At 33.5% G+C, this 7,978-nt stretch carries 10 protein-coding genes; 1 reads left to right on the top strand and 9 read right to left on the bottom strand.

Translation table 11 applies throughout. The annotated features are described in order from the left end of the window. Positions 1–65: 65 nt before the first annotated feature. Positions 66–257, top strand: coding sequence for a thioredoxin family protein (locus Q0352_RS11385; protein ID WP_299527581.1), 192 nt, complete (start codon positions 66–68; stop codon positions 255–257). A 147-nt stretch (positions 258–404) separates the two neighbouring features. Here the strand turns inward: Q0352_RS11385 and Q0352_RS11380 are convergent, their stop codons facing one another. From Q0352_RS11380 to Q0352_RS11340, 9 genes are all read right to left on the bottom strand, one after another. Beyond that, positions 405–1,187 carry an ABC transporter permease gene (locus Q0352_RS11380; protein ID WP_299527579.1) on the bottom strand — a complete coding sequence of 261 codons (783 nt, stop codon included), beginning with the start codon at positions 1,185–1,187 and terminating at the stop codon, positions 405–407. Then, positions 1,180–1,887: an ABC transporter ATP-binding protein gene (locus tag Q0352_RS11375; RefSeq protein WP_299527577.1), complete on the bottom strand. Its 708-nt coding sequence runs from the start codon at positions 1,885–1,887 to the stop codon at positions 1,180–1,182. Before Q0352_RS11375 ends, Q0352_RS11380 begins: the two co-directional genes overlap by 8 nt. Then, on the bottom strand, positions 1,874–3,124 hold the full coding sequence (locus Q0352_RS11370; RefSeq protein WP_299527575.1) for a nitrous oxide reductase family maturation protein NosD: 1,251 nt from the start codon (positions 3,122–3,124) through the stop codon (positions 1,874–1,876). Before Q0352_RS11370 ends, Q0352_RS11375 begins: the two co-directional genes overlap by 14 nt. A gap of 5 nt (positions 3,125–3,129) precedes the next feature. Next, positions 3,130–3,369, bottom strand: a complete 240-nt coding sequence (locus Q0352_RS11365) for a hypothetical protein (protein WP_299527573.1) — start codon at positions 3,367–3,369, stop codon at positions 3,130–3,132. 26 nt (positions 3,370–3,395) lie between these two features. Continuing rightward, positions 3,396–3,839, bottom strand: coding sequence for a nitrous oxide reductase accessory protein NosL (locus Q0352_RS11360; protein ID WP_299527571.1), 444 nt, complete (start codon positions 3,837–3,839; stop codon positions 3,396–3,398). Next, positions 3,823–4,449, bottom strand: a complete 627-nt coding sequence (locus Q0352_RS11355; protein WP_299527569.1) for a hypothetical protein — start codon at positions 4,447–4,449, stop codon at positions 3,823–3,825. Before Q0352_RS11355 ends, Q0352_RS11360 begins: the two co-directional genes overlap by 17 nt. A gap of 104 nt (positions 4,450–4,553) precedes the next feature. Next, on the bottom strand, positions 4,554–6,518 hold the full coding sequence (gene nosZ, locus Q0352_RS11350) for a Sec-dependent nitrous-oxide reductase (RefSeq protein ID WP_299527567.1): 1,965 nt from the start codon (positions 6,516–6,518) through the stop codon (positions 4,554–4,556). Positions 6,519–6,552: 34 nt separating this feature from the next. Continuing rightward, positions 6,553–7,131, bottom strand: coding sequence for a fasciclin domain-containing protein (locus tag Q0352_RS11345; protein WP_299527565.1), 579 nt, complete (start codon positions 7,129–7,131; stop codon positions 6,553–6,555). Between the two features lie 7 nt (positions 7,132–7,138). Beyond that, positions 7,139–7,645: a cytochrome c gene (locus Q0352_RS11340; RefSeq protein WP_299527563.1), complete on the bottom strand. Its 507-nt coding sequence runs from the start codon at positions 7,643–7,645 to the stop codon at positions 7,139–7,141. Between the last annotated feature and the right edge of the window lie 333 nt (positions 7,646–7,978).

Raw genomic sequence — 7,978 nt, 5'->3', positions numbered from 1 at the left:
AAAACACTCTCTTAATTTTTAACCCAAAAAGTTCAAATTAGGCTGAATACGTACATTCAAATGAAATGGATACTGTTTTAGAATATCATACCATTAATTATGATGATAATAAAGATTTAATGAAAGAACTAAATATATACTCCTTACCTACAATATTCATATATAAAAACAATAAAATACTTTATTCAATAAAAGAATATATTGAAGAAGATCAATTAAGAAATAAAATTAATGAATTGATAAAGGATTATAATTAAAAGCAGTTGATGTGCCAGTTATTTTGCTCATAATCGTTTATCTACACAAGGTTTAAATATATAATTTAAAATTTAATTGATTCCATCATAATAAGGTAATCGTTAAAACTTTTTCTAGCTTATATAAGAGTTGATTACAAAATAATCTCAAAAATCCTTTTTTCTACATTTTCTGTAAATGTTGAGTACTGGCAAAACTACCCAAAGGGACAAAGCTCCAATAGATATAAATAATCCTAAACCAGTTCCAAAAAATTTCTTAAAAACAGCACCAGTATATCCCAATAAGGCTGAAATATCTAATTTTAATAAAATTAAAATACGAGATAAATCAATGGGATTAAACATTGTTGCTCCTATAGAAAAAGAATCTAAAGGATATGATTGAAATGCAATAAGCGACATTAAAAATAAACCATCATAAATAACTGCCATAAACAACCACAGCAAAATAGAATAACTAAACCCTTTTATTTTATTCTCATTATACAAAACGATATTAAATGCAAGTGCTGTGAATATTAGGGTTAGGAATGTTCCAGTGACAAGTAACAATACAAAATCCCATATTTCATTAGATTGAAACAATCCATAAAGCACAAACGGAATTCCTAACCCTATAATTAGGCTCATACAAAGAGACAAGGCTACACCTAGATACTGACCTATAAAAATAGAAGATCGCTTAATGGGTTGTGCTAACAGTAGCTCTGTAAATTCCTTAGAATTATAGTAATACATCACACCAAAGAGGGTGCCTATAAGCGGTACTAAGATGATAATCACATTCATTAAAGTGATTACAGCTTTAGAGAGATCGTTGTTCAAAAAGAGCAATACAGCTCCTAGCAATAAATAAAACAATAAGTAGACATAACTCCATCTACTACGTATTAAGTCAAAAAAAATATATTTTAATATTTTAAACATCTTCTTGTGTTAAAAGGTTAGCAATTGCGTGTTCAAAATTAGATTCATCAGTTTGTGTCTTAAGCGCCTCAATATTTCCTTTGAAGTATACTTTACCTTCAAGCAAAAACACAATCTCGTCTGCCATCTCTTCTACAAAACTCATAATATGAGAAGTAATCAAAATAATTTTACCCTTAGCTTTTTCCTCTTTTATAAGCTCTTTTAAATGAATTAGTGCTATGGGATCAAGACCAGTTGTAGGTTCATCTAGAATAATAATGGGGCTATCAAACATAAGTGTGAGTACAAGGTTTACCTTCTGTTTTGTTCCACCAGAGAGGTTACTCAATTTTTTTGACAGGAATGGTTCGATCTTAAATAACGCAATCAATCTTTTATCTTCTCCAGGCCTATTACGTAAATCCTTTATCATTGATATCAATTCTTTTACAGTAAGATTTGCTGGAAAGTTTGCTATTTGAGGTAAGTAATCTATCTGATCTCTATATCTCCAATCTTTCCTAATAGATGTTCCCCCTACAGATAAATCACCTTTATCTGGAACTACCATTCCTAACAGTGCTTTTATTAGTGTCGTTTTACCTGAACCATTTGGTCCTATAATGGCAAATATTCCCTTATCCAAGAACTCTAAATCTACACCTTTAAGCACCTGATTCTTTCCGAATTTTTTATGTAATTGCTCAATCTTTATCATTGTACCTTTTTATTTGTGGTGTCATATCTAGTAAATTATCTGGCGTAAACACTGGTAACACCTTTTCTGAAAAATCAATAATATCGATAAACAGACTTCGCATTAAAATGATAGTTTCTGGCGTCTTGTTAACGATATAAGAAAATAGTTTTACCGGTCTATATGGAACATCCCCTATACCATCTTTATCAAGATCATATCCTGTGTAACTACTCCAGTAATTATGATGAAATACATTGTCATTAATCTTACTATGATAGGACACATCGAATGAGTTGTATAAAAAATTATTCTTTTCAAACGTATTAGTATAGCAAGCCCCTAGTACTTTAATCGCGTATCCATTACTTATAAAATCATTACCAGAATACACAACTCTATTAGATCCTTCTATGTTTATGGCAACTGTATTTTCTTCAAATACATTGTCTTTTATTTCAGCATCGTTAATTTCTTTCAAAAGCAACCCAAAAGCTGCTGTACCCCAGTTTTTCTTAAAAGTGTTATTGAGCATTTTAATCCGCTTTGAAAACATTACAGCAACACCTGCTCCGTTGTTTTCAAAGGTGTTATTTGTATACAGATCGTCGTTGGAAAACATAAAATGTAAACCATAGCGCAGATTTTCTGTACTTATATTATCGTTTATAATGATATTATCTGAAAACTCCAAGTAGATCCCATCGCGCACCTTTTGTACGATATTTTGTTCTACCACAATATTTTTTGAATACCATAACTGAATACCGTTTCCAGAATTATATTCATCTTGAGCGTCACCTATTACTTTATTATGGTAAATCTTACCATTATTTGATTTTTCAATATAAATACCAAAGAAGAGTTTCTCTAGTACCACATTTTGTATCAAGAAATTTTCACTTCTTACCACACGTATTGCTGCGTGATCACTAGTATAACTTGTTCCTACATTAATAATGAATAAACCATCTATAGTTACATTATCTGAGACTACACGTATGATCTCACCTTGATCTTCACCATCAATTACCGGAAAATTTTCGCCTTTAATCGTAAGTGGTTTATCTACTACAATATTATACTCCTTATATGTTCCTTTTTTCACCAAAATGGTATCACCCGCTACCGCATTAGTGATAGCCTCTTTAATCGAGTTTATCTTGCAATCACTGCATACAACAATAGTTTGTGCAAATAGTTGCAAGCCCCAAAACAGAGGTAGTACAAAGAGAAGTTTTTTGAGTAGCCTGATCATAAGAATTATAAAATACTATATTTTACACCTGCATTAGTGGTTAACGTTTCGTTCATAAAAATACCGTTGTATTTCTGATATAAATGTAATTTTATTTCAATGCCAAGTGAAAGTTTGTTGTTAACCAATCCATTAAAACCAACATAACTTCTTAAGATTTCCCCTCCATAATTATTTGTTGATGCGGTAGTTACATCAAATATACCTGAACCTAATTGCATCGCGTATGGTAATTTTATAACCAATTATTTAGATAAATGTGTTGCTTGTTTTACCTTTTCTTTAGGTGTATTTTTAACTCTTCCCAGTTATATAAATTCCCTCCCTTTTCAGATTGTACTTTCTCAGCACTTACTCTAGTTTTAAAAGCTGTAAGGTTAGCTCCCATTGGGCTTGGTAATTTTTCGCTTATTAGAAAAACAGCTTCTTCTACATCTATAAATTCCGTAGGTGCCTCGTAATAATTAGTAAGCAAATTACTTACTGGAAGCTCTTTATTATCATTTATATAATTCAGCATACATTCTGTTGCATCAAACTTGAAAACTTTTCCTTTATCTGTAATTAATTCAGAACCGTGTATTTTTTCTACGATGGTCATCTTACAAAAATGGCAACCGTCGTTTCCATAATCTATAGTTTGTGGTCCTGTGGCACAACTGTTTATTAAAAACATTGCTAATACCATTAGAGAGGTTTTAAATAGTGTTCTCATTAGTCTTCATTTTTGAACGTTTGCCAATATAAAAGGCAACGAGAGTTAATAACATTCCTACGCCCATTAAATAACCACCTAATCGCGGATAAGAATAAGCATCGAAATTGAGCATTTTTTGATGTCCGAACAATGGCGGTTTATAACTCATAGGTGTGCCATCTGGGTTTTGTAATTTCATTATGGCTTTAGGATCTAGGTTAGTTCCATAATCAATCATCCAAGCATTAAAATCATACATTCCTAATATGCCTAATATAGTCATTAAAACCAACCAACCTAAAAACCAGCGATAACTTACTTCCCCAAAATAACCCAGTATTCCAATAAGAAATCCCAACGCTGCCATCCCGCCTATGACTATTGGGAAAACACTAAATTCCCACATTTCTTCAGGTTTTGGTAAGGTTTTCATTCCAATATAGTGATTGAGCCCATCGATATTTTGAATATCAAACTCATTCATTCCTTGTATACCATCTATATAGATATTCATACCTAATGGTTCAGGATATTGTGGTGCACCTAATTTAATATTCCATAATGGGAATTTGAATAACCCCATTAACAATATGGCACCAAGTATCATAAGAAGACTTGCCTTTTTCATTTCTATAAATTTATTACGATTTCGCGAAAGCGTAATTATAATACCAGTATTTTATAAGCAGGTAGCACTACATTGCGCTACCTGCCATAAAAACCAACCAATGATTAGTCTCCACCTAGAGACCAACTCAATTCTATGTTCGATTTTGCAGGTGAAACTCTAACATACCCCTGCATTTCTTGGTGAAGTGCAGAACAAAAATCTGTACAATAGAATGGCCAAACACCTACTTGTTTAGGTTCCCAAAGAGAAGACTTAGTTTGCCCAGGCATTATAAGTAACTCTGAAGAGTTTTGTCCTATCATTGCAAATCCGTGTGGTACATCAAAATCTTGCTCGTGGTTTGTAATGTGGAAATATACTTTGTCTCCCACTTTTACACCTTCTATATTATCCGGTGTGAAGTGACTACGTATGGTTGACATATAAATATGTACTTCGTTTCCTTTACGCTCTACTCTAGCCTGGTCTGGACTAGTTACTGCATATGGATGCTTATTTTCATCTAGTCTGTAGATTTTCTTAGCTTTTGGCGCTAATAATTCAGCAGGAATACCAGCAGCATAATGTGGCTCTCCGTGTGTAGGAAAATCAGATAACAGTTCCATTTTCTCACCAGAGATATCATATAGCTGTGCTGAATGTTCCATTTCTGGACCCACAGGCAGATACCTGTCCTTTGTAATTTTATTTAATGCCACCAAATATTTACCGAAAGGTTTTCTTGAATTACCACCTGGAATCATTAAGTGACCTACAGAGTAATAGGTAGGTTTTCTATCAATAACTTCCCAAGTACCTAATTTCCATTTTACCACTTCTGATGTAATAAAGAATGTGGTATATGCATTCCCTTTACCGTCAAACTCTGTATGAAGTGGTCCTAAGCCACCACTTTTCACTGTTCCTGCGAGTACATCTTCAAATTTTAAAATTGGAATACCATACGCTTCACCATCAAACTTTTCACCCTCAATAGCATCAATCATATTATCAAAAGAGTGAACTGTTAAGTCGGCAGATAGCTTACCATTACCAATAATGTAATTTCCCGTTGGATCTACATCACAGCCGTGAGGTGATTTAGGTGTAGGTAAAAAGAATACAGCTCCGGGTACATCAAGTGGATTTACCGTAAGTACTTCTTTTTTCATAGTACTTGTAGCTGTATGTGTAGACTCATCATACACATTATGTGCATATTTTGCTGGCACTTTAGTACCACCTCCATTGTTAACATACTCTTCAACTTTTTTCCAGTTTATTGCGGCAATAAAATCCTTGTCGTTTTGAGAAGCGAATACTTCCTGTAATGAATTAGCTTCTTCTGTATTATATGTTGTAAAGAAGAACCAACCGTGAGATTTTCCACGTCCTGGGTGAGAAAGATCATAATTAAACCCAGGCATTATGATTTGGAATTTAATATCCATATGCCCGTGTTCAGGATCTACGCTTATAAAAGATAATGCACCTTGAAAATTCCCTTTATACTCATTGATAGGCATATCACGTTGTGGAATAGGTACCGAAAAACGTGTTCCTGCCACTACATATTCAGAATTCTCGGTAAGGAAAGAAGAACTGTGATTACCAGCACTATTAGGCACCTCAATAATTTCTTCTGTTTCAAAAGTGGTTAAACTAATTCTCGCAATACGAGGTGTATTATTACCATTAATAAAAAGCCATCGTCCATCCAGTTCTCCATTAGTTAGAGAGATTTCTGGATGGTGAGAATCATCCCAAGGCACAAAACCGTGAGAAGTCTCTAGCATAGGCTTTGTTTCTTCAGAATAGCCATAGCCAGAAGTTGGAAATTGAGAGAAGACAGGTATTTCTTTAAACATTCTACCAGACGGCAAGCCGTATACAGTCACGTTCCCGCTATAACCGCCTGACAGAAATGCATAGAATTCGTCGTGCTCTCCGGGAGCTACGTACACTTTTTCAGCGTTACTAGAATTTAGTGCTCCGCTAGATTTATTCTTTCCATTATTATTACCACAACTGGTAAGCAGCATTAAAGCTCCAAATAATGACAAAAGTTGAAATTTACATGTTTTCATTGGTTCTTATTTTTAATTATTATCCTATGTTTAATTAATTTGATTGAGGCAAAATCACTTTGTCCACCACGTGAACTATACCATTACCTGCTTTAACACTTCCAAGTATTTTGGCTCCACCCACGTACACATCGTCTCCTTTTACTTCAACGGTAGTATTAGTGTCATCTGCCTGACCTAACTTTTTAAAATTCTTTAAAAAGCTCTTATCATAATTACCAGCCGTTACGTGATGTTTTAAAATTGACGCAAGCTTTTGCTTGTTTTCAGGCTTTAATAGCTCTTCTAAAGTACCAGCAGGTAGTGCATCAAAAGCAGCATTAGTAGGTGCAAAAACCATTAATGGACCCGCATTTACTAAGACATTTTCTAAACCTGCTGCTTGAACTGCCGCTACAAGTGTGGTATGATCTGGAGAACCGATCGCGATTTGTAATACATTAGGTGTAGAGCCGTCATCTTCTATAAATGCCTGACCCGACTTACTCTGCAGTGCAACCTCACTACTAGTCTGAGTAGATGACCCGTCTTGCTTTATTTCTTTCTTACAACTGTAAAGCAGGACTAGAAACACGGCTACAGGAATGATTTTAAATAAATGGATGGTTTTCATAATACTATTATTTTAGGGTTCGGAAATATTCTAAGATGTCACGAGCTTGCTCCTCTGTTAAATTCTGGTTTGCCATCGAAGCTCCATTAAATTCAACTAACAAGTCTTTAGCACATTGATCCTCTTCTGTCATTAATTTTGGATCTAGAATCATATTCATAATCCATTCTGGACTTCTACGCTCCATAATACCTGTTGGATTTGGACCTACAAAACGTTTGTTTGTTTTATGGCAAGCAGTACAATTGGTTTTAAAAAGAGCAGCACCTCTTTCTACCATCGTATTATCGATAGTTGGGATTAGTTCTACATTTTTGACTTTACCTACTCCTTTATTGTCCAGTGTAACTCTCTTGGAAGCTAGAACCACATCAGGTTTTGGTTCTTCTTTTTTTATTTCAACTTTGGGTTTTTGCCTTCTTTGAATTTTTTCATCTTTCTTTTCCTCTTTACCACCACAGCTTATCAATAAGCCTAGAGTAATGAGTAGTGCAAGTCGGTGGATTGCTTTCATAATCATATTATTTAAGTTATTGTTTTTGAGTCAAAAGAGATTGATCTCATTTTGATACCACAAAAATAAAAGACAAATTCATCTTTATATATGACTTATGTCATATAAAAAAACTTTTGATCTTTTATATCTTTGTTAAACAAAACTCACAGACAGATTATGTTCTCTAAATCGTGTGAAAATGGAATAAGAGCTCTAATTTTATAGCTAAATGGTTTAATTAAATTTCTCATAGTTAGGTTTTTCAGTAAAAATAACTTGAAGAAAAGTAAAATGATAAAAATCATATTTATGAAAATTCAATAATTAAGAAATATCAGATTAGATGATATA

Source organism: uncultured Lutibacter sp., assembly GCF_937891065.1.
Lineage (GTDB): Bacteria > Bacteroidota > Bacteroidia > Flavobacteriales > Flavobacteriaceae > Lutibacter.
The sequence above is the reverse complement of the archived record's forward strand: the minus strand, read 5'-3'. Positions and strand labels throughout refer to the sequence as shown.